Genomic DNA, 20,664 nt, shown 5'->3' with positions numbered 1-20,664 from the left:
TCTTCCCCCTAAATAAGTTATACGTTCTTATTCAATTCCATTGCAAGCCGAATCATATCACGACATACAATCCCATTTTCAATAATCTCTTCTTCATAATGCTTTGAAAAGTAATCAAAATCAATAGAAAAAATACGAAATCCACATTTTTGATATAAAGCAAGTTGTGAAACACTAGAATTGCCTGTACCAACTTCAAGTTTTGACATACCATATCCTTTAGCAGTTTCTATGGCATGACTTAATAGCTTCTTTCCAATCCCTTTTCCTTGCAAATGCTCTACAACCGCAACGTTCATAATTTCCATCGTCTTCGGCCTTGTTTCCAAAAGAACATATACACCGATAACACTCTCCTCTTGCTTAGCTACATATGTTAAGCCTCTTTGTGCATATGCATCAATTTGCTGCTCACTTGGATCAGCAAGCAATAATAAAGGTTTCGGTATAGCTTCTTTCGAAATATACTCTATTACTACGCCCATAAAAAATTCCCCTTTCTCTATTGTTCTAAACCCTCCTTGTCTACCATAAATAATAGAAAGGAGGGATTCATCATGGACAACAATGAGAAAAAATGCAACGTCATCTCTATTGATGGAAAGAAAAAGAAGAGCGACACATATTCCTATCCAAAATTAGTAGTAGAAAACAAAACGTATGAGTTTTCTTCATTCGTCTTATGCGGTGAAACACCAGACGGCAGACGCTTAGTTCTTACCCATATGATTTCTACTGATGAGTTTGCAGGGTTTGTAAAATCTTTAGATACTGTACTACAAAAGAAAATTGAACGAATCTTTTTTTCATAACAGCTATTTAATATAAATTTCTTTTTCAATTTCTACTAACTGCTTTTGTAGCTCTTCTTTACTTTGTTCGTATAGTGATACATCAATTGTTTCAGCTAAAGCGAATAATATACTTTCATAATAATTCTCAACATCTTGCTGCATCACTTTTTGGAATAGGTTCCATTTTGCATCCCACTCTTGCTTATAATGATGAACGAATAAATCTTCTTCATCAACTACATAGTTTGATACGAAAGGTTCTAACACTCCTTTAGCGTCTTCTTGCATAAAAGCTTTATCATTTTTTTCAAAAAAGCTTTTCTCATTTTTAAAATGTGCTAGTGCCTTTTTAAAATCTTTTATTTCTATTGAAGGAAACGGCTCTTTATGTGTAATAATTTTATATTCATAATCCACTGTTCCACCCATAGAAATCGATTCATTTTCCACTTTGCAATTCACAACAATTTCATCCTTTGCACGCTTCATCGCTTCATCTATCCATTTTTCAAGACGTAATGATGTCGCACGCATTTCTTGTAATAAATCATGTTGAATAAATGAAACTAATTCCATTACACATTGCTGCAACTGCATTTTTACATTCCCATCTGTTCGTAACGACGCCGGATTAATAAATTCAGTAAACACATCGTTATAGCGTAAAAATAGACGTTGGTGTACATAATAAAGCAATTCTTTCACTTCATTTTGCATTGCTTGCTCTTCAGCAAGTACACTATATGATGAAATAATATGAAGTAGCTGATTACGCTCTGCTTCATATTTTTTTGTTTGCTTCTCTTTCTCATCATTTCCCTGCTTTGCGCCATTTATCATATTTACAAGAAGCTGATTCGCTCCTTGCAATGCACCATATAAAGCATGCACAGATACAAGCATTAAATCCCTCATCATAAAGGACGTAAATGATTCTTCAAACTTAGTAATCCCGGAGTTTTGTAAAATACCATACTTTTCTTTATCAATACTTTTCCCTTGCTTTTCTTCAAGCGCACATAAACTTGAAATTGCAAATAAACGTGGATTTCTAATACCGTATTGCAGGAGCTGATCCGCAATATAACCTTTTACCATTTCAAGTTCTTCTTCAGATTGTGCTAAATCGGCAGCATTTATTAAGAAGAACATTTTATCAAGTGCAAATGTATCCTTTACACGACCGAGCTGAATTAAAAATTCACGATCTGCACGAGAGAAAACATGATTATAGTATGTTACGAATAAAATAGCATCCGCGTTTTTAATATACTGGAATGCAACATCCGTATGGCGCGCGTTAATAGAATCCGCCCCTGGTGTATCTACAAGAGCTACTCCTTGCCTTGTTAAAGCACAATCATAATAAAGCTCCATATACTCAACAAAGCATGATTTTTCTTCATTAGCTACATAATCAGAGAACTCCTCTAACGTAACTTGTAATTGTTCCCCTAAATGATTAGCAACTACCTCATATCCTTTTTGTACCGCTCGCAAAAAGCTAAATGTTGTTTTTTGCTTCCCACTTGGTGAAGGGTATTTCATAATTTGATCAATTTTCGTTAACGCTTCTTCCAATGTAGCAATTTCATAGTGAAACATTTTATAAACAGCTTTCATATCTTCTAACAGCGCTTGCTCTGATTTAAACTGGACAATTACCGTTCCATGTTGTTTATCTTCTGTAACTGGCAAAATTTGATTTATTGTTGCTGTCGTTGGGTTTGGCGATACAGGAAGTACCTTTTCACCGAGCAATGCGTTAGCAAATGATGATTTCCCAGCACTAAAAGCTCCAAATAACGCTACTGTAAATTGCTTCGTTTCTACACGCTGTCTTTTGCCAACTACTTCTTGCTGTAGATGTTTCAGTGTAGGCAATGGATCTAATATCGTTTCAGCTTTCTTCACTTTTTCTAATATACGCTGAATATTTAAAGCTTTCGTTCCTTTAATCTCTTCTTCACTAGCCGCTACGTTATTATTTACAATTTCTTGCTCTTGTAGTGTAAACTTCTCACTAACAACTTGTTTTTTACTTTGTAATATTTCGTCTATTTGCAATCCATCTGGTATAGAAATATTTTCATTCCAAATATCTCCTAAATAGCTCTCATATTCCTCATACGTCTTAATGTACTGTAATTTTGTTTCTTTTGCTGTTTGTAACATCGTGTATTTTTCAATTTCTTCTTCAATACGTGCAACTTCTATCTTCACTTTCTTCTGCAATATACCCGTACTTTTTCCAAAGATTTGCTGAGATTTCATAAAGTATCTTTTCTTTAACTCATTTGCAACGTCAGCAGTATAAAGAAGTAAGTAATCACCGGTAAATCCAGCCCCCTGTTTAATTGTTTCAGCCAACACTTCCGGTCCGAAAGCAATTTCTAACGCATATATGTCTTTCCCTATTTCCTCTGTAAATAACCCTTCTTCTTTTAAGAAGGCTACAATAAATTCTTTCACATGAAAATCAAGTTGCGTTTCAACAGTCTTTTGAAGAGCAGAATAAAAAGCATCTACACGTCTCTGTTTTTCTTGCTCCGTCTTTCCTTTCGCAAATAACAAGCCAACTTTAAACTTCGTTAATTTCGTTTCTAAATATTTATTTGCCAATTCTCTCATTTCAAATGGCATTAAATACGCGTTATCTAATATGGCTTGTAAACCTTTTATAAATTCATTTCTCACATCAGATTCTTTACTAGCCACCCGATTTTTATTTTCAGTTAACTCTTCCTTTTTTTCAACTATCTCTGAAAGTGACAGTGGTGATGTTAATTCTTCTACATATTTCATGAGATGTTTTTCATTTTCAGAAAGAATAAACGAACAATGTTCTTGCAGTAAATATTCTGTTTCTCGCTCCATTCCCTTTCTTACATACTGCTCTTTTTCTTTCATGATAGAAAAGATTAATGCTTCTAAACTTTGAATTTCATTGTATGGATGATTCATCATTCGCAATGATGTATAGAAAATACCATCTACTTCAATATCCCAGTTAGAAAAAGACTGTTTTACACTATCTCTATACTCTTCAAACGATAACTCATTTGCTTTATGTTTATCTATTTGGTTTACAACGAGATAAACCGTTTTATTACGTTGTTTCAATTCTTTAACAAATTGTAAGTTAACCTCTGATTGGACATGGTTATAATCCATCATATAGAAAATAACATCTGCTAGATGCAGTGTTGATTCCGTCGCTAATTGGTGGGCATCATCCGTAGAATCAATTCCGGGCGTATCAACTAACATAACCCCATCAGGAATTGGCGCATCATTTCGATAAATATGAACACCAATTACTTCATCACCGTCTTTACATATTTGTTTTAATTCTTCTGCTGAATATGTGCCGTCATATTCATACTGTTCTCCAGACTTAATCGTTACAACAACACGATCAGATCCTCTTTCAATTTTAACAACGTTAGCACTCGTTGGAATCGGACTTGTCGGTAATAATTGCGCTTTATATAGGTGATTCATCATTGTCGATTTCCCCGCAGAAAAATGACCACAAAAAGCTAGCATAAGCTGCTCTTGTTTATATTTTTGAATCACTTCAAACAACTTCAAACTATTCTCTACATCGCCGTTTTTTTGCCACTCTTCATAAAAACAAACAAGTTTTTTCATACCGTTTGTCTGTACTATGTTTGTCATCCCCTTGTTCCCCTTTATCCAAGATGTATATACTTTATCCCGCTATTTGTGGGCAGTAAAAACCCGTTTCGTGCGGGCTAGTAATCAGTGAGGGATAGACCTCCCCGCTGATTAAAGTTTCACTTTATTATCATACTAAATTTTCAGCATATTCACATCAAAAATAAAAAATCCCTTTCATTCTTTTTACAAATGAAAGGGATTTTATGTAATATTATTCATTTTGTTGTTCCTACTCCATTTAAAACATACTTTGTAACACCAACATATATAGCAATCGTTCCTGCAACAAGTGCATACACCATATTAACACACCAACCTTTTTTGATAATGATTATCACTTTTGAATACATTTTATCATTAAAGAGAATCATTATCAACAAATTTCTAAAAAAAGAAAGCTCCTTCGGGAAAAGGAGCTTTACTGCCTGTTTTAAAGAAGTTTAAAACTTGCTGTGCACTCTTATTATATCTCATAATGCACATCTTAGCAGTTTTAAAAATTGGAAATTACCTATATACCCTCCTCTTTACATTTTGTATAATAAAAGGGAATTACTTAACAAGGAGGAAAATAATGACACAAAATATTTCACAAGGCGAGAGGATACATTCCATCGATATTATTAGAGGAATAGCTGTACTAGGTATTTTTCTTGTTAACTGGCCTGTTATCGCTGGGATCGACTCACGTGATCTTTCAGGAGTCTATGAGGGGCTAAATAGCTATATCCGTCTATTTTACGATATGTTTATTCAAACAAAGTTTTATACTATCTTTTCGTTTTTATTCGGCCTAGGCTTTTACATTTTTATGACTCGTGCTGAAGCGAAAACGGATCGCCCAAAAACTTTATTTGTTCGTCGCTTGCTCATTTTATTATTATTTGGTTTCTTGCATTACGTTCTTTTATGGGACGGAGACATCTTACATAGTTATGCCATCGCTGGATTTTTCTTATTGTTATTTTATAAGAGAGAGCCTCGTACTATTTTAATATGGGCATTAGTTTTACTAAGTATTTTTCAATTTTTCATGCTAATCGCTAGTATAGTGGTTGCCTTAGTACCAAAGGCAGAGTTAGGGTTTTCCTTACCGATCATGCCACTTGAAGACTGGGTGTCACAAATACAAAATCGTTTCCATGCATTTTATTCTGAAGGAATTGGACTAAATGTATTCATGCTCCCAGAAACAGTTGGACTATTTTTACTTGGTTTATACGCCGGCAAAAAAGATATTTTCCGCCGCACGAAAGAGTTAGATCCAAAGCTTAAAAAATGGCAAATCATTATGTTCATTTTGACATTACCAATGTGGTTCTTCATGGTCCGTTACTTCTTATCAAAACCATCTTATGAACCATTTTATATGCAGGCCTTTACAATGTTTAGTGGAAAAACATTATTCATATTCTACATTTTCACACTCATGCGTTTATTACAAAAAGAAAGATGGCAAACATTATTACGCCCATTCCAATATGTCGGACGAATGGCGTTAACAAATTACATCATGCATACGATTGTTACGTTACTTGTATTCGGCCTATTTTTCAAAAAGTATTATCCCGCTCCATTATGGGTGGGACCACTATTTTGCATCGGCTTTTATACGTTACAAATCTTTATTAGCCGCTGGTGGCTTTCACGTTACCAATATGGGCCACTTGAATACATTTGGCGCCTTGGTACGTGCGGTAAGATGATGCCACTTAAAAAGAAAAGCAAGGTCTCATAATGAGACCTTGCTTTTTACGCTTCTCTTACTGCACTTTGCATAGAGACTGGTTCTTCTTTTACTTTTACTTTTACTTTGCGATGCGGCACCATATTAAATACGATATTTAAAAGTACTGCTGACGCACTTCCAAGTACAATTCCGTTATCTGTTAAAATACGGATGTTTTCCGGAAGCTGTGAAAATAACGTTGGAACAACTGTAACTCCAAGTCCGATTCCGACAGAACATGCGACAATTAATAAATTTTCTTGTTTTCCAAAATCAACACTGCTTAACATTTTAATACCATATGCCATAACCATGCCGAACATTGCTAGCATTGCACCGCCAAGTACTGATTTCGGAATAATTGTTGTAATGGCTGCGATTTTAGGAATAAACCCAAGAGCAATTAACATACCACCACAAGTATAGATAATGACGCGATTTCTTACTCCAGTTAATTGAACAAGTCCTACGTTTTGAGAATATGTTGTGTATGGAAATGCGTTAAAAACACCACCTAGAACCATTGCTAATCCTTCTGCGCGATAACCTTTTGTTAATTCTTTTTCACCGATCTTCTTATTACAAATATCAGATAATGCAAAATATACCCCTGTTGCTTCCACAATTCCTACGCAAGCAACGAGAATCATCGTAATAATTGGCGTTAATTCAAATGTTGGTGTACCGAAGTAAAACGGCTGAATACCGTGGAACCAATCTGCCTCTCCAACCGCTTGCAAGCTTACTTTCCCCATAAATGCTGCGACGATTGTACCGAACAAAAGACCAAGTAATATAGAGATTGAACGGATAAATCCATCAAAGAAACGATACATAATAATGATAAATAATAAAACACCAAATGCTAACGCTAAATTTTCTAGACTTCCGAAATCTTTACTTCCAACTCCTCCAGCCATATCATTAATAGCTGCTGGAACAAGTGTAACCCCAATAACTGTAACGACAGATCCTGTTACAACAGGAGGAAACAGTTTTACAAGCTTCCCAAATAATTTTGCGAAAATAACAACAAATAATCCCGCAGCAATAATTGCTCCATATATAGAGGACACGCCGTATTGTTTACCAATTGCAATCATCGGTCCAACCGCTGTAAATGTACAACCAAGTACAACCGGAAGCCCAATACCGAAAAAGCGATTTGATAATGCTTGTAAAATCGTTGCTACGCCGCACATTAATAAGTCAATCGATACTAAATACGTTAATTCTTGTTGATTTAAACCAAGTCCCCCGCCGACAATAAGAGGAACAATAATTGCGCCAGCGTACATGGCAAGCATGTGCTGCATACCAAGCGATGCGATTTTAAATGGGTGCTGCTTCATCGTTAGTTCACCTCCGCAGTTTCTTGCTGTACAAATGTAACTGTGCCGTTATCAAGTGATGCAATTTCTGCTAGTGATTCAACACGAACACCCTGTTCACGCAGCTTCTTTCCTCCATCTTGAAATGCTTTTTCAATAACAATGCCAATTCCCGCAATACTTGCCCCGGCTTGCTCTACTAAACTCATTAAACCTAAAGCAGCCTGACCATTTGCTAAAAAGTCATCAATAATTAATACATGATCATTTTCATCAATATGATTTCGAGATAATGAAATCTCGTTCGTTTCTTGTTTTGTAAATGAATATACGTTTGCAACATACATATTATCTTGTAACGTTAACGATTTACGCTTTCTTGCAAAAACTACTTTTACACCAAGCTCTAAAGCAGCCATAACCGCTGGCGCAATGCCTGAAGATTCAATCGTCACGATTTTTGTAATGTTCTCTTCTTTAAAACGCTTAGCAAATTCTTTTCCGATTTCTTGCATAAGTACTGGATCAATTTGATGATTTAAAAATGCATCTACCTTTAATACATCACCAGATAAAACCTTTCCTTCGTTCAAAATCTTTTCTTGTAATACTTTCATGTTAGTTCCTCCTCTTATGCAAATAAAAAACTCCAAAAGCCGCCACCACTCGTTACAAGTGAGAGACGTGCTTTTGGAGTTTCGCAAAAAAGAATGCTAAACAAGCAAATATATTCGTCCTCACTCATAGTCAAAGTATTTACGGTACTTCGGTAGAAACTTGCAGGCCATATCCCCGCGATTATATGAGTGTAGCTAACTTATTTATTTATAGAAGGATTATAACGCACTTTTTTCACTTTGAAAAGCATTTATCGAAAAAACACGTACGAATTTTATGAAAATACCATTTTTGTTCGAGTTTTTCAAACTTTCACATTTCATATTACAACGTCGTTAATATGATAGGACCATCCTTCGTAATCGCAATTGTATGCTCATACTGTGCAGATAATTTCCCATCCATCGTCCGTGCAGTCCATCCGTTTAAATCTACTTTAGAATATCGCATACCGGCATTTACAATAGGTTCAATTGTAATTACCATTCCTTCTTGTAATTCTGGTCCTTGCCTTGGCTTACCAAAATGAAAAATTGCTGGTTCCTCATGAATTTCTTTACCAATTCCGTGTCCCGTAAAGTCTCTTGCAACAGAAAACCCTTCAGAGGCTACATAACTTTCAATTGCGTATCCAATATCTCCAACATGGTTACCACTTATTGCTTGCTCAATCCCTTTATATAAAGCACTCTCTGCTACTAACAATAACCTTTTTGCTTCATCAGAAATATCTCCAACTATATACGTCCATGCAGAATCCGAAAGCGCACCATTTAAGTTTACTACCATGTCAATTGTCACAATATCTCCTTCACTTAAGGGAACATCTGTTGGAAACCCATGACACATTTCATTGTTCACAGATGCACATATTGCGTATGGATAATCGTTATACCCTTTCTGTTCGGATCTGGCACCATGCTCTTCTAAATATGCTTCAACAAACGTATCAATTTCTTGTGTAGTGATACCTGGTTTCATCATTTTTGCAATTTCTCTATGACAAGAAGCTAGTAACTTCCCCGATTCATGCATCAAATCTATTTCATTTTTCGTTTTAATTATAATCATACTACCTCTCCTTACTAAACTTGCTATTTGCTACTAAACTTCAATCATACACATCCTCTTCCAAAATTTCAAAACTTCTAATTACAACAAGTACAAAAACAAACATCATTTATTTCTACATCAAAATAAAAAAACAGAAGCTCTCCTCTGTTTTTTAATCATTTTCACATATATAATTCATTTTCAAAAACTCAAAACAACTACCATTTGTTTTCTGTATAAACGTTCCAACAGCTTCGAATCCTGCTCTTTTATACACTTTAATCGCTCTTTCATTAAATGTCGCTACTGATAGTGTTATATAATTGCATCCGTATTTTTCTTTACTAAAATCTAATCCAGCTTTTACGAACTGTAAACCTAATCCATTGCCTGTTATATCAGGTCTCATTCCAAGTCCTATATCAACTGTTTGATTATTTATGTTACTAAAACTAAAGAAACCAATGAGAGTACCATTTTCCTTCACAGAAAATGTATGATTCCCTCTACTCTCATCCTCTAAAAACTCAGCTAAATCTTCTTCATCTGCCTCTATATCATAAAAGGAATACTCCCCTTCATAATGCCAGTTGTATGCAATTTCTTCTGCTTCCGCTTGCGACATTACTGTAAACATATAGCCCATTTCTCTCACCCCCTCATAAAAAAAAGCTGCAATTAAGCAGCTCCTGTTTTATAACTCATAAATCTCTTTATATTTAGCTTCTAAATAATCAGCTAAGTAGTTTGCATTTAAACCCTCACCTGTCACATCTTTTAAAATTTCAAGTGGTTTTTTCGTTTTGCCATATTGGTGAATATTCTCTGTTAACCATTCACGAATTGGTGTCACGTTTCCTTCTTCTAATAATGCATCAAAGTTTGGAATATCCTTTAGCATCCTATGTTTAAATTGCGCTGCATACATATAACCAAGCGCATAGGATGGGAAGTATCCAAATGAACCACCAGCCCAGTGAACATCTTGCAATACACCTTGTGCATCGTTTTCCGGACGAATTCCTAAATATGCTTCCATCTTATCATTCCAAGCCGATGGCAAATCCTTCACTTGTAATGTACCATCAAATAATTCTTTCTCAAGTTCATAACGAACCATGACGTGAAGCGGATATGTAAGCTCATCTGCTTCTATACGAATAAACGATGGCTTCGATTCGTTAATCGCATCATAAAACTCATCTACTGATATATCATTGAATTGACCATCGCTATACTCTTTTAATAAATCATAATTTTTCTTCCAGAATGATTTATTACGACCGATAAAGTTCTCAAAGAATAATGATTGTGACTCATGAATACCCATAGAAGTTCCACTACATAGCGGTGTACCTTCAAATTTCTCTGCAATATTTTGTTCATATACAGCATGACCACATTCATGAATCGTGCCGAAAACAGCCATACGGAAGTCTTTCTCGTCGTAACGAGTCGTAATACGAACATCCCCTCTATTTAATGTAATTTCAAAAGGATGTACCGTTTCATCAAGACGACCCGCTTCAAAGTTATAGTTCAATTGTTTTAATAACTCTAAAGTAAAATTCTTTTGTTTTTCTTTTGAAAAATGTTCAGCTAAAGCATTTGTTTTCAACTCTTTTTTAGACTCAGAAATTTCTTTCACAAGCGGAACGATACGTTCACGTAGTTGACCAAATACATGATCTAACACTTCTACTGTGATTCCCGGCTCATACATGTCTAATAGCGTGTTATATTTGTACGTTTCGTAACCCCAATATGTAATAAACTTCTTTTTGAATTCAACAATTTTTTCTAAATACGGACGGAACATTTCGAAGTCAGATTTTTCGCGAGCTTCTTCCCATACACTTTCCGCTTTCGCTTCTAATTTCACATACGCTTCATATTCCGCTTGTGGAATTTTCTTATTTCTATCATATTCTTTACGACACTCTTCAACCATTTTCTTTGTCGTTTCAGAAAGTTTATTTTCAATAATTAAAGATTCTAGTTCAGTTAAATAGTTCCCCATCTCATCTGAAGTCGACATCGCAAACACTTCGGATGAAAGCATTCCAATTACTTCTGAACGCTGGTCTACTCCTTGCTTTGGTGCACCTGTTCTTAAATCCCAAAACATTAAGCTTAATGCCTCTCCGTAATTCTCTATCTTCTTCACATATGTTAAAAATTGTTTTTCCACTTCATATGTAGCAACTGTCATAGTATAAAAAACCTCCTTTTTCTACCTCAAACTTATTTCGACACTGAAACATAAATTCCTTTTCTAATAGAAAAAAAGCTTGGCAAATGCCAAACTTTTCCCTACAACATTTTTTCGCTTAAAGTACTTTTCCTTCTACCGGAAGTACTTTCTTCACTGCTTCTATCACTTTTTCATCTTCATTATCTGATAAGAATAATGATATAGCACCTTTATCTTCACTTGTACGAATTAAACGTCCAATTCCTTGGCGAAGACGTAAAATCATATAAGGCACATCTACGTCCCAGAATGGATCATTCACATGTTTACGCTTCGCCTCAAACACAGGATCGTTTGGAGGGAATGGTAATGACCAAATAATAACATGTGATAATGATGAACCTGGAATGTCTAAACCTTCCCATAAATGAACGGCACAAAGTACAGTCTCTTCTTCATTTTGGAAACGAGAAACGAGCTGACTAATTTCTTGATCTCCTTCATATAGGAACGGCACTGACATTTGCTCTTTACTTACATATTCTTTAAACGCTGCAAGTTCTTGCGTTGTACGGAATAATACGAGTGTACGTCCATTTGTTTTTTGTATATTTTCAAGTGTATATTGACACTTTCTTTCCCATTCATTTTCTTTCGTATACGGAAGTAAGTTTACTGTCATTTGCTCTTCATAATCAAACGGCGAAGCAACTGAGAATGATAAGTAATCTTTTACCCCTAGACTATTTGCAGTAAATGCGAACGAATCATTGTCAGATAATGTCGCAGAAGAGAAAATATATGGAATCTTCTTCGAGAATACTTTTTCTTGTAACACTTCTTCAACTGCACGCGGCATAATAACTAACGTGAAAGCACCATCGCCTTCTTCACCCCACGTAATTACATTTTTCTCGTGCATGAAAAGACGAAGTGAATGCTCTAACACATCTAAATGCTCATCAACAATATTTAAATCGTATGTGTTTACTGTATGCATTTCACTTTCAAATACTAATGCATCACCGACTTCACCGATTTTCGCATAAAGTCTTTTCGCTTCTGCAGTTACCTTTTCTGTCACAGTAATTTCTAAACGATCAGAACCTTCAATTTCCTTTTTATTCTCTTGTAGTACCCCAAAGAATTGTTCAGTTTGCCAAATTGTTTCTTCTACTAAATGTGCGAACTCTTCACGAATATCATTTTGTAATAATCTCGTTAAAAGTTGCTCCATCATCGTTTGTTTTAAACGGTACGTTAAAGCTTTTTGAGCTGCATATTCTACAAGATGCCCTTCATCGAATACAACGCAGCTACTTTCTGGTAATAACGGAATTTGTCCTTCACGTTTGCGAGCTTCGTACGTCCAAATATGATCCATATAGAAATCTTGAGAACAAATGATTAAATCTGCCGCTTTACGATAATGCTCGCGCGAAAGAGTTTGACCACAACGATGACGAGAATCACAAGTGAAGCAATCTTGGAAGTAATCCCAGTTTACCTTTGACCATTCCTCGTCATTTAACAGTGGAAATTCTTTTCGATCACCATAGTGAGTAAAGTTCTGCATCGTACCATGATCGAATACGAACTGAGGTAATTCGTAATATACATCTTCAATTACTTCTGGAGCTCGTCCACTCATAACATCTTCAAGTTTACGTAAACATAAATAATTATCCATTGACTTCGCAAGTCTAACATCAACAGATAGCCCTAATGCTTCAGATAACTTAGCAATGTCTCCTTCTTCTTTCACAAGCTGCTCAATTAACGTTTCATCTGCACAAGCGATAATAGCCGGCTTCCCTGTATAACGTGCATAACAAATTGCATATAGAAGATATACAATTGTTTTCCCTGTTCCTACACCTGCTTCTGCAAACATAACTTTCTTCTCTTGGAAAGCGCGCTCTAACTGAAACGCCATAAAAATCTGTTCATCACGCTCTTCAAAACCTTTTTCCGGAAGAATGTCGTAAAACACATCTCCAATCCACTCATTCAACTTATCATAAAAATTATCTTGTTTTCCTACTTCAAATGGTAACCTATTCTCAGTAAACATCCTTAGCCTCCAACCAAACAGTTTTTCTATAAAAAGATATAGCAACTGCTACTCACATGTGTGCAGCCACTTTCCCCTGTTACAATACATAGAAATACACGAAAAAAAATTTTCCTTTCGAAAAAGGAAAATTTTTTTCTATATTAATGACCTTAAATAACGTTTATCAATCGCTGTTTCATGTGAAAGAGCTGACAAATATTCTTCCTGCGCTTTTTGTATTCCCTCTACAATTGCACCTTGACTATCCACTTCTTTTCCGAGCTCATCATACGTACGGTGAATAGCTTTTTGAATCATCGAGAATTGGAAACTATCCATATCACTTCCTCCTTTACGCATTACATAATAGCCAGTATATGCGTGCTGGAGGAGTTTTATACTATGAATTACGCGGTGGACGCTTTCCGAAGTATTGATAGTAATCTGTACGGATAAATCCGTTAAACAGTTTACGCTTTTTCGATGCATCTTTCCCATAACATTTCTCAAATGCTTCATAACTTGTTAATAAATACATTGACCACGTATCTAATGGGCGGAATACCTCTCCCATTTCTTTATATAATTTTTCAACAAGCGCTCTTTCACTTAAACGTTCTCCGTATGGAGGATTCGTTACAACATAGCCATATTCCTCTTTTGTCGTGAAATCTTTTACTTGCATTTGTTTAAATGATATAAGATCCCCTAATCCAACTTCTTCTGCGTTATCTTGGGCAACTCTTATCATACGGTGATCGATATCTGATCCAATGATTTGCAATGGTTGATTATAATTAGCTAAATCTTCAGCTTCTTGACGAGCTTCGCGCCAATTTTGTTTACCAACCCAGCCCCATTCATCCGATGCAAAGCCTCGGTTAAATCCTGGTGCGATATTTTGTCCAATTAATGCAGCTTCAATTGGAATTGTACCAGATCCACAGAAAGGATCAACGAAAGGACGATCCGCCTTCCAGTTTGTTAACTTAATTAAAGACGCAGCTAATGTTTCTTTTAAAGGCGCTTCACCTTGCTCAAGACGGTATCCACGTTTATGAAGACCTACACCACTCGCATCGATTGTTAACGTCGCAATATCCTTGAGCATTGCAATTTCAATACGGAATAACGGTCCATCTTCTTCAAACCAAGTTGTGCGTCTATACGTTGTTTTTAATTTCTCAACAACAGCCTTTTTAACGATACGTTGGCAGTCTGAAACGCTAAATAATGTTGATTTCAAAGATTTCCCAATAACGGGAAATTCTCCGTTCTCTGGAATATAATCTCCCCAGTTTAACGCTTTTGTTTTTTCAAATAACTCATCGAATGTTGTTGCTTTAAATTCGCCGACTTTAATTTTCACACGGTCTGCAGTACGTAACCATAAATTCGTACGACAAATCGCTTTTTCATCCGCTTCAAACGTTACCTTTCCGTTTTCCACTTCACATTCATAACCAAGATCGCGAACTTCTCGGGCAACTAACGCTTCAATACCCATTGCCGCTGTTGCAATTAAAGTAACTTTTCCCATTTGCATTCACCTCTTATGTATAATCAAACAATAATTAATAACATGTTTTCCTATTAATTATCACATATTACGAAGAATATTCTCATTTACCATTTTAACTCACAACTTATAACTTCATACAAATAAAAAGCCCTCCTCTAACAAAGGAGAGCTGAGTTATTTCATAGTTGGTTCATAACGTTCTGTAAGCCATGTTCTGTTCCTTTGTACTGCAAACGGCCCACGCCTCGTACTCCGGTGGTAATCATCTATCTACAGGTTACGAAAACCTGTCCTTTTCCGTCGTTCATTTCCTTGGAAAAGATTCCCCTACCATTATTTGGGTTTCTCGCTCGTGGGGTTTACCTCGTTCCACTCCTATCATTTCTTCAAGGACTTCGTCACTGTGGCACTTTAAAGGTAGTCAAACCATATCCGAAAGGACTTAGGTTTTTTCCCTGCCGTTAAACCAGCCTTGCAGCCAGAATACCCTAGCTTATGACTTGGCTAGGCACGAACACTACAGCCATCTCAGGCCGTGCGAGCATGGACTTTCCTCTACAACGTTGGCGTTGCAGCGATTACCCAAACGTTATGACAAACATTAGTATAGTGGAAACAAAAAGATTTTGCAATGTTTTTTTCTATGTAAAATACTTTAACCTTTTTGTTACCTTAATTTATTCGTATAACTTACTTCCAAATACAGCTTTTTCTAAATTAGATAGACGTTTTAAAATATCCGTATTCGTATTGTTATACACTGGTTGTGCAACTGGCGTTTGTACCGGTTGTTGCGGAACTTGTGTTGCCGCTACTTTCTGCTCTTCTAATTCACGTTTCAAACGAACGTTTTGTTGTTTTAATTGATCAAATTCCTTATGAAAAGCTTCATAATCTTTAATAATCATATCAAGAAACTTATCTACTTCTTCTTGTTGATAACCTCTCATACCTGTTTTAAATTCTTTTTCTAAAATATCTTTCGCTGTTAATTTAATTTTATCCGAAATCATTTTCTTCACCTCTAATTTTTGCCAAAGCTTTCATTAACTAAATTTTTTCAGAAACAATGCCTTTTGTCAATCAAATATACGAGTACTATATTACATATTACTCTGCATTATTCCACTGTTCCTCTTCCATTATATCTTGTAAATCAGAAAAAAGAATAAAATAACTGTGATAATTTTCTATTTCTCCTTTTTTCTTAGCTGCTTCTACAATATATTTAGGGCTCCCAGACTTTTCTTCATCATATACAGCTAAAAGTGCATCGCTTTTTTCAATAAAAAACTGATTCTTTAATTTAAATTGCTCTGGGCTTTCGTACTTCCGTTTCGTAATACTATCAATGTGATCTGCTTGCGAAAGAATAAATTCGTAATATTCACGGTTATCTTCCTTCCAATTTTCTTCTTGTTCTAAAAAAGGAGTAAATACCGCTAATTTTAAATCTGGATATTCTACTTGAATTTCAAAAACAACTTCAGCAGCCCATAGCTCTACTCCTAACTGGCCGCTAATAATAACCCATTCCAAGCCTTCTTCTACAAAAACAGTTAATTTACGACGCAGCGCCTTTTTTATACACTCTACTCCTGGATGATCATTTTTAAATATTCCAAGTTCAAACGGCTTATATCCTGTTACAGCAACAACCTTCATATCAACACTCCAATTACAAAAAAAGAACTAGCATTTCGCTAGTTCTAACATATCATTTACTTTTTAAACATTCCACCAACGTTTGGTCCGATATTTGGTCCAAATGGTGATACATTCGGTCCTGGTCCAAATGGTGATACGTTCGGTCCTGGTCCAAATGGTGATACATTCGGTCCTGGTCCAAATGGTGATATTTGATGCCCATGGTGATGATGGCCATGACCGCATGGTCCACATCCTCCGCCGAATCCTGGATCCCCAGGATCTACAACGTTTACGTTCGAGTTTGTTTGTGGGAAGAAGCTTTGATTTTTAATTTGTTGATGATGAACATGCGTTGTATGGGTTGGAAAAATGTGTGGCACCACCGTTGTTGAAAAAGAATGTGTTACGCATTGTTTTGTTGGATGAATGACAGGAGCTGTCGTACAAATAGGTCCTACAGGCTTATGCCCTCCAAAGCAAGGATGACAATGATGCATAGTTTTTTCTCTCCTCTCTCATTAAAAAAATCTGACTACACTTTACAATATGAGCGAGGGGGTAAAGCCGCTTGTTATATATACCCATTTATTTCATGGAAATTTGTCTAGTATCCAAATTCATACGTAATACCTATTATAGACAACCCCCTACTATTATTTACCAAAAAATCCCCCGACTTGCTTAACAATCCCTGTTACTTGATTCATCGCGTTCATCATTTGTCCAGCTGTGTTCATCATTTTATTTACATCGTAGTTACCATCTGATGATTTAAATTGTGAAACAAAACTAGAAAACTGACTTGGTTGCTGTTGCTGTTGCTGTTGCTTTTGTTTATTCATCGTTGGATATGGTTGTTTTGGTGGATAAAACATAGCTTGTTGATTTACATATTGAGCTGGCGACATGTAGTTTTGTGAATTCATATACGCTTGCTGTGGTTGATTCGTATACATTTGCTGCGGCTGATTCATATGCGGTTGTTGCGACTGATCCATGTGCGGTTGCTGCGGTTGATTCGTATACGCTTGTTGCGACTGATTCATATGCGCTTGCTGTGGTTGATTCGTATATGCTTGTTGCGGTTGATTCATATGCGCTTGCTGTGGTTGATTCGTATATGCTTGTTGCGGTTGATTCATATGCGCTTGCTGCGGTTGATTCCCAAAAGACACTTCAAATGGTTGATAATAATTTTGGTTTCCATAATGAGGCTCGAAAGGATACATATTATATCGTAAATATGTATCCTCATTATATTGGTACATATTTTGCTGTGCATATGGATTTGCTTGCTGATATACATTAGGTTGTTGAAACATGCATTCTCTCCTCCTTGGCATAAGTTTCTACATATAGAATATGTACCTATAAAATAAAATGTGTGACGGATTACCTGTCTGTTTTTGTCGGAAGTTTAAATTTTTAAAAAAATTAGAAAGTAAACCCTTCCATGCTATGATAATAAGGAAGAAGATTCTCATGGGGGAGGAATCAACATGGTATTAGGGGATTTAAAACAAGCGTTTTCTCAAAAAAAGGGGTATTACACAGAAAATTCGAATGAACTGTTAGACTTTGCAAGACATTGTTATCTTGAAGGAAAAATATGCATATCAGATTACCGAACATTAATACGTGAATTAGAAATAAACGGTGCAACAAAACCTACAACAGTGACCGAGGCATAAAAAAACAAGAGGGTTTTCCCTCTTGTTATTTACATTGATCTACGATATTTTGCAAAGTATACGAAATAGCTTGATGAGTTTCAAAGAAACGTTTACCTTTTCCCTTATTAACAAAACATTGTAGCACATTAGTTTGTAAATTATCATACACTTGATCAATTTGTTGTACATGTATATACTTAGGTCTTTCTTCCTTTATCCACCTATAAGCTAATTCTTTCCACATCTCTAACTCAGCATCTACAATATCAACAAATGGCTTCATATCCTTATAAAAATCATATTCAGCCATCTCTCTTTTTTTCACATTCGCTTCATCATTATACTGCATTAACTTCTCCGAAGACTGGATTAATGCTTCATGTCCCATTTTGTTCCCACCTTATTATGCACTCACTACGACGTTTTGAAATGTCTTTACCCAGCTCCCTTTTTCTTCGTGATGCACTAATTTATTTTCCATATGTTCTATATGCATTTCTGTTATTTCTATCTTATTGCATATTTTTTCACCTTTATCCTTCAATGCATGATTCATTCTAATCCCAATCTTCATTTCCAGCAAATCGAGAGAACTTAACATTTGATCCATTTTTTTCATAACATCTTCCTTCTGAACCATCGCCATATTTAAAACGCCCCCTTCTTTGCCTTTCCTTTGTCATGTAATTTCGCCGATTGATTAATTACTCCTTCCCACATGACAAAACTAGTTGATATTCGTCAAAGAAATCATTTAGTATGCCATTTTTAGAAATGGTAACAATACAAAAAGGAGGTGTATTACGATGGCAAAAAATAAAAACGAAAAAAAGAAAAAGCAAAACAAACAACAAAACAAACCTGAGACTGGGAATCCAAAGCTTGATGGTCCAAATTTCCCCGCTACATAAAGTGAAACTTTAATCAGTGGGGTTTTGTTCATCCCCCACTGATTATTAGCCCGCACCAATCGGGTGTTTACGGGCAGCAGGGCTTCCACCTACCTTCTTTGCTCCAGCCAAATTTTGAGGTGGGAGTTTTACTGTCCGCAAATAGCTTGATAAAATGACACTTTAATCAAAGTGGCTTTTACAAACAACTATTTTCTAGTCTACCTTACCTCTTCGCTTTCGATAAGTGTTGAAGTTAAAGTCGTACTGCCGGCAAATAGTCGATTAGAAAGTAACTTGTTGTAGAGCATATTACTTTTAATAAAGAAGTCCCGCCTTCATTTAAGAAGGCGGGACTTCTTTATTATATCATGAACTCATCTATTCTTTTAACAAAACTACTTAATATAGAAAGAGTATGTATTTGCTCCCTCTTCTTTCTATACCATTCTGTTATATTAATTTCCCCCTTAGGTTTTTCAAGTAAAAATAATGAATCTATTTCCAACCCGTCACTAAACCAATCTTTTTCAATTAATTTTTCATGAGTGACAATAGAATACACATCCCGAAGAGCCGGCGTACATGATTTTCTAATTCCCCTTATATTACATTCATAATCCATCCTAGATCCTGTATGCCTAGTTTGCACTGCAAATTTATAAAAAGAAGCCTTATACTTTGAATGAAATAATAACCAAGCTAATTGCTTCCCCAGTTCTATACGTTTTTGCAACGTTTCAAATTGATAAACTGAAAATCCATACATTCCCCCTTCCACCATTGGAAAAATAACTGCACTAACGTGAAATATTTCTTGAAATTTGAATAGTGCAGTATCAAATACATGTTTTTGAAAGTATGCATTCTCAATTACTGGTTTTTGAATTTTATTTTGTTCATTAATAATAAGTGCCGTCATAAGCCTATTTATATCTTTTTTCTCCCAAAACGCGACCCATTCTTTTTCCATAAAAATTGATATGTTGAAAAATTGTAACAAATGAAAGAGCGGTGCACATCTCTTTTTACTTTCCTCATACAGTAATAGTTGAGGAAATGCATCTAAAAAAATGAGCCAATTGGCTTTCTCATACAAAAGAAATAATCGTCTCTTAACTGTTTGAGATAAAAGATTAGAATAATATTCTCCTTCTAAATCTGTCATGTTCCATCCCCCATTCCTTGAAACCATGCTTGCTAAAAAAGACCATCTAATTTCTCTATTTCTCAAATAATATTCTTGGTAAGATTGTGTACGTGAAATATTATCTACGTTAGCTACATCCGTGCTCTCCTTAATATTAAGAACTATAGCTTTTTCCTCTTCTGTACAAAAAATATCATTACGGGTCTGTTTAATTTTTTCGTAATCATTCCATCGAAACATGAGTAAGTCACCATACCTTTCTTGAAAAAGGTCACATCTTTTTTCATTTTTTGATATAATCACCTTTGTAAGTAAATCTT

General features: G+C 35.5%; 22 protein-coding genes, 1 other RNA gene and 1 riboswitch. Of the genes, 4 read left to right on the top strand and 19 right to left on the bottom strand.

The genetic code is table 11. The features are described 5' to 3' along the window. Positions 1–17: 17 nt before the first annotated feature. A complete protein-coding gene (locus tag MR155_RS07635; RefSeq protein WP_002030843.1) occupies positions 18–485 on the bottom strand; it encodes a GNAT family N-acetyltransferase in 468 nt (155 codons plus the stop codon). 72 nt (positions 486–557) lie between these two features. Here MR155_RS07635 and MR155_RS07630 point away from each other — a divergent pair, with 72 nt between their 5' ends. Continuing rightward, positions 558–812, top strand: coding sequence for a DUF3931 domain-containing protein (locus tag MR155_RS07630; RefSeq protein ID WP_000369740.1), 255 nt, complete (start codon positions 558–560; stop codon positions 810–812). A 3-nt stretch (positions 813–815) separates the two neighbouring features. Here the strand turns inward: MR155_RS07630 and MR155_RS07625 are convergent, their stop codons facing one another. Beyond that, complete coding sequence (locus MR155_RS07625; RefSeq protein ID WP_242309097.1) at positions 816–4,475, bottom strand: dynamin family protein; 3,660 nt, start codon at positions 4,473–4,475, stop codon at positions 816–818. 218 nt (positions 4,476–4,693) lie between these two features. Further along, positions 4,694–4,849, bottom strand: a complete 156-nt coding sequence (locus MR155_RS07620) for a hypothetical protein (protein WP_002011935.1) — start codon at positions 4,847–4,849, stop codon at positions 4,694–4,696. 203 nt (positions 4,850–5,052) lie between these two features. Here MR155_RS07620 and MR155_RS07615 point away from each other — a divergent pair, with 203 nt between their 5' ends. Next, the gene (locus tag MR155_RS07615) at positions 5,053–6,216 is read left to right on the top strand and encodes a DUF418 domain-containing protein (RefSeq protein WP_242309096.1); all 1,164 of its coding nucleotides are present in this window, start codon (positions 5,053–5,055) and stop codon (positions 6,214–6,216) included. Positions 6,217–6,230: 14 nt separating this feature from the next. On the opposite strand, the gene pbuX is transcribed toward MR155_RS07615, so the two are convergent. From pbuX to MR155_RS07550, 13 genes are all read right to left on the bottom strand, one after another. Continuing rightward, positions 6,231–7,559 carry a xanthine permease PbuX gene (gene pbuX / locus MR155_RS07610; RefSeq protein ID WP_242309094.1) on the bottom strand — a complete coding sequence of 443 codons (1,329 nt, stop codon included), beginning with the start codon at positions 7,557–7,559 and terminating at the stop codon, positions 6,231–6,233. Between the two features lie 2 nt (positions 7,560–7,561). Next, on the bottom strand, positions 7,562–8,155 hold the full coding sequence (locus MR155_RS07605) for a xanthine phosphoribosyltransferase (RefSeq protein ID WP_002086571.1): 594 nt from the start codon (positions 8,153–8,155) through the stop codon (positions 7,562–7,564). A gap of 107 nt (positions 8,156–8,262) precedes the next feature. Beyond that, positions 8,263–8,364, bottom strand: a riboswitch (purine riboswitch). Between the two features lie 116 nt (positions 8,365–8,480). After that, on the bottom strand, positions 8,481–9,227 hold the full coding sequence (locus MR155_RS07600) for a type I methionyl aminopeptidase (protein WP_016101466.1): 747 nt from the start codon (positions 9,225–9,227) through the stop codon (positions 8,481–8,483). Positions 9,228–9,381: 154 nt separating this feature from the next. Further along, positions 9,382–9,855 (bottom strand): GNAT family N-acetyltransferase, encoded by a 474-nt coding sequence (locus MR155_RS07595; protein WP_113937072.1) that lies wholly within the window; start codon positions 9,853–9,855, stop codon positions 9,382–9,384. Between the two features lie 48 nt (positions 9,856–9,903). Further along, positions 9,904–11,421: a carboxypeptidase gene (gene ypwA / locus MR155_RS07590; RefSeq protein WP_113937071.1), complete on the bottom strand. Its 1,518-nt coding sequence runs from the start codon at positions 11,419–11,421 to the stop codon at positions 9,904–9,906. A 118-nt stretch (positions 11,422–11,539) separates the two neighbouring features. Continuing rightward, positions 11,540–13,477 carry an ATP-dependent DNA helicase gene (locus MR155_RS07585; RefSeq protein WP_002011942.1) on the bottom strand — a complete coding sequence of 646 codons (1,938 nt, stop codon included), beginning with the start codon at positions 13,475–13,477 and terminating at the stop codon, positions 11,540–11,542. Between the two features lie 138 nt (positions 13,478–13,615). Next, complete coding sequence (locus MR155_RS07580) at positions 13,616–13,798, bottom strand: DUF3921 family protein (RefSeq protein WP_113937070.1); 183 nt, start codon at positions 13,796–13,798, stop codon at positions 13,616–13,618. A 61-nt stretch (positions 13,799–13,859) separates the two neighbouring features. Continuing rightward, positions 13,860–14,999, bottom strand: a complete 1,140-nt coding sequence (locus tag MR155_RS07575) for a THUMP domain-containing class I SAM-dependent RNA methyltransferase (RefSeq protein WP_002011868.1) — start codon at positions 14,997–14,999, stop codon at positions 13,860–13,862. Between the two features lie 180 nt (positions 15,000–15,179). Continuing rightward, an RNA gene (rnpB, locus tag MR155_RS07570) (RNase P RNA component class B) lies at positions 15,180–15,571 on the bottom strand. 87 nt (positions 15,572–15,658) lie between these two features. After that, positions 15,659–15,994: a cell division regulator GpsB gene (gene gpsB / locus MR155_RS07565; protein WP_000622428.1), complete on the bottom strand. Its 336-nt coding sequence runs from the start codon at positions 15,992–15,994 to the stop codon at positions 15,659–15,661. Positions 15,995–16,091: 97 nt separating this feature from the next. After that, on the bottom strand, positions 16,092–16,646 hold the full coding sequence (locus tag MR155_RS07560; protein WP_002011870.1) for an SLOG family protein: 555 nt from the start codon (positions 16,644–16,646) through the stop codon (positions 16,092–16,094). Positions 16,647–16,702: 56 nt separating this feature from the next. Further along, on the bottom strand, positions 16,703–17,128 hold the full coding sequence (locus tag MR155_RS07555) for a CotD family spore coat protein (RefSeq protein WP_002011871.1): 426 nt from the start codon (positions 17,126–17,128) through the stop codon (positions 16,703–16,705). Positions 17,129–17,284: 156 nt separating this feature from the next. Then, entirely contained in the window at positions 17,285–17,953 is a 669-nt protein-coding gene (locus MR155_RS07550) for a YppG family protein (protein ID WP_242309092.1), read from the bottom strand. Between the two features lie 177 nt (positions 17,954–18,130). Between MR155_RS07550 and MR155_RS07545 the strand changes: the two genes are divergently transcribed. After that, positions 18,131–18,322, top strand: a complete 192-nt coding sequence (locus MR155_RS07545; protein WP_012260642.1) for a YppF family protein — start codon at positions 18,131–18,133, stop codon at positions 18,320–18,322. A gap of 25 nt (positions 18,323–18,347) precedes the next feature. Here the strand turns inward: MR155_RS07545 and MR155_RS07540 are convergent, their stop codons facing one another. Both MR155_RS07540 and MR155_RS07535 read right to left on the bottom strand, forming a co-directional pair. Then, on the bottom strand, positions 18,348–18,692 hold the full coding sequence (locus MR155_RS07540) for a YppE family protein (protein ID WP_002011864.1): 345 nt from the start codon (positions 18,690–18,692) through the stop codon (positions 18,348–18,350). Positions 18,693–18,707: 15 nt separating this feature from the next. Further along, a complete protein-coding gene (locus MR155_RS07535) occupies positions 18,708–18,950 on the bottom strand; it encodes a hypothetical protein (RefSeq protein WP_002011865.1) in 243 nt (80 codons plus the stop codon). Positions 18,951–19,068: 118 nt separating this feature from the next. On the opposite strand from MR155_RS07535, the gene MR155_RS32010 reads away from it, so the two are divergent. Continuing rightward, positions 19,069–19,215 (top strand): phage portal protein, encoded by a 147-nt coding sequence (locus MR155_RS32010; protein ID WP_306475192.1) that lies wholly within the window; start codon positions 19,069–19,071, stop codon positions 19,213–19,215. A 343-nt stretch (positions 19,216–19,558) separates the two neighbouring features. Here the strand turns inward: MR155_RS32010 and MR155_RS07530 are convergent, their stop codons facing one another. Then, a complete protein-coding gene (locus MR155_RS07530; RefSeq protein WP_219301832.1) occupies positions 19,559–20,584 on the bottom strand; it encodes a DUF2515 domain-containing protein in 1,026 nt (341 codons plus the stop codon). Positions 20,585–20,664: the final 80 nt, after the last annotated feature.

The organism is Bacillus cereus group sp. BfR-BA-01331 (assembly GCF_022663915.1).
GTDB lineage: Bacteria > Bacillota > Bacilli > Bacillales > Bacillaceae_G > Bacillus_A > Bacillus_A mycoides.
The sequence above is the reverse complement of the archived record's forward strand: the minus strand, read 5'-3'. Positions and strand labels throughout refer to the sequence as shown.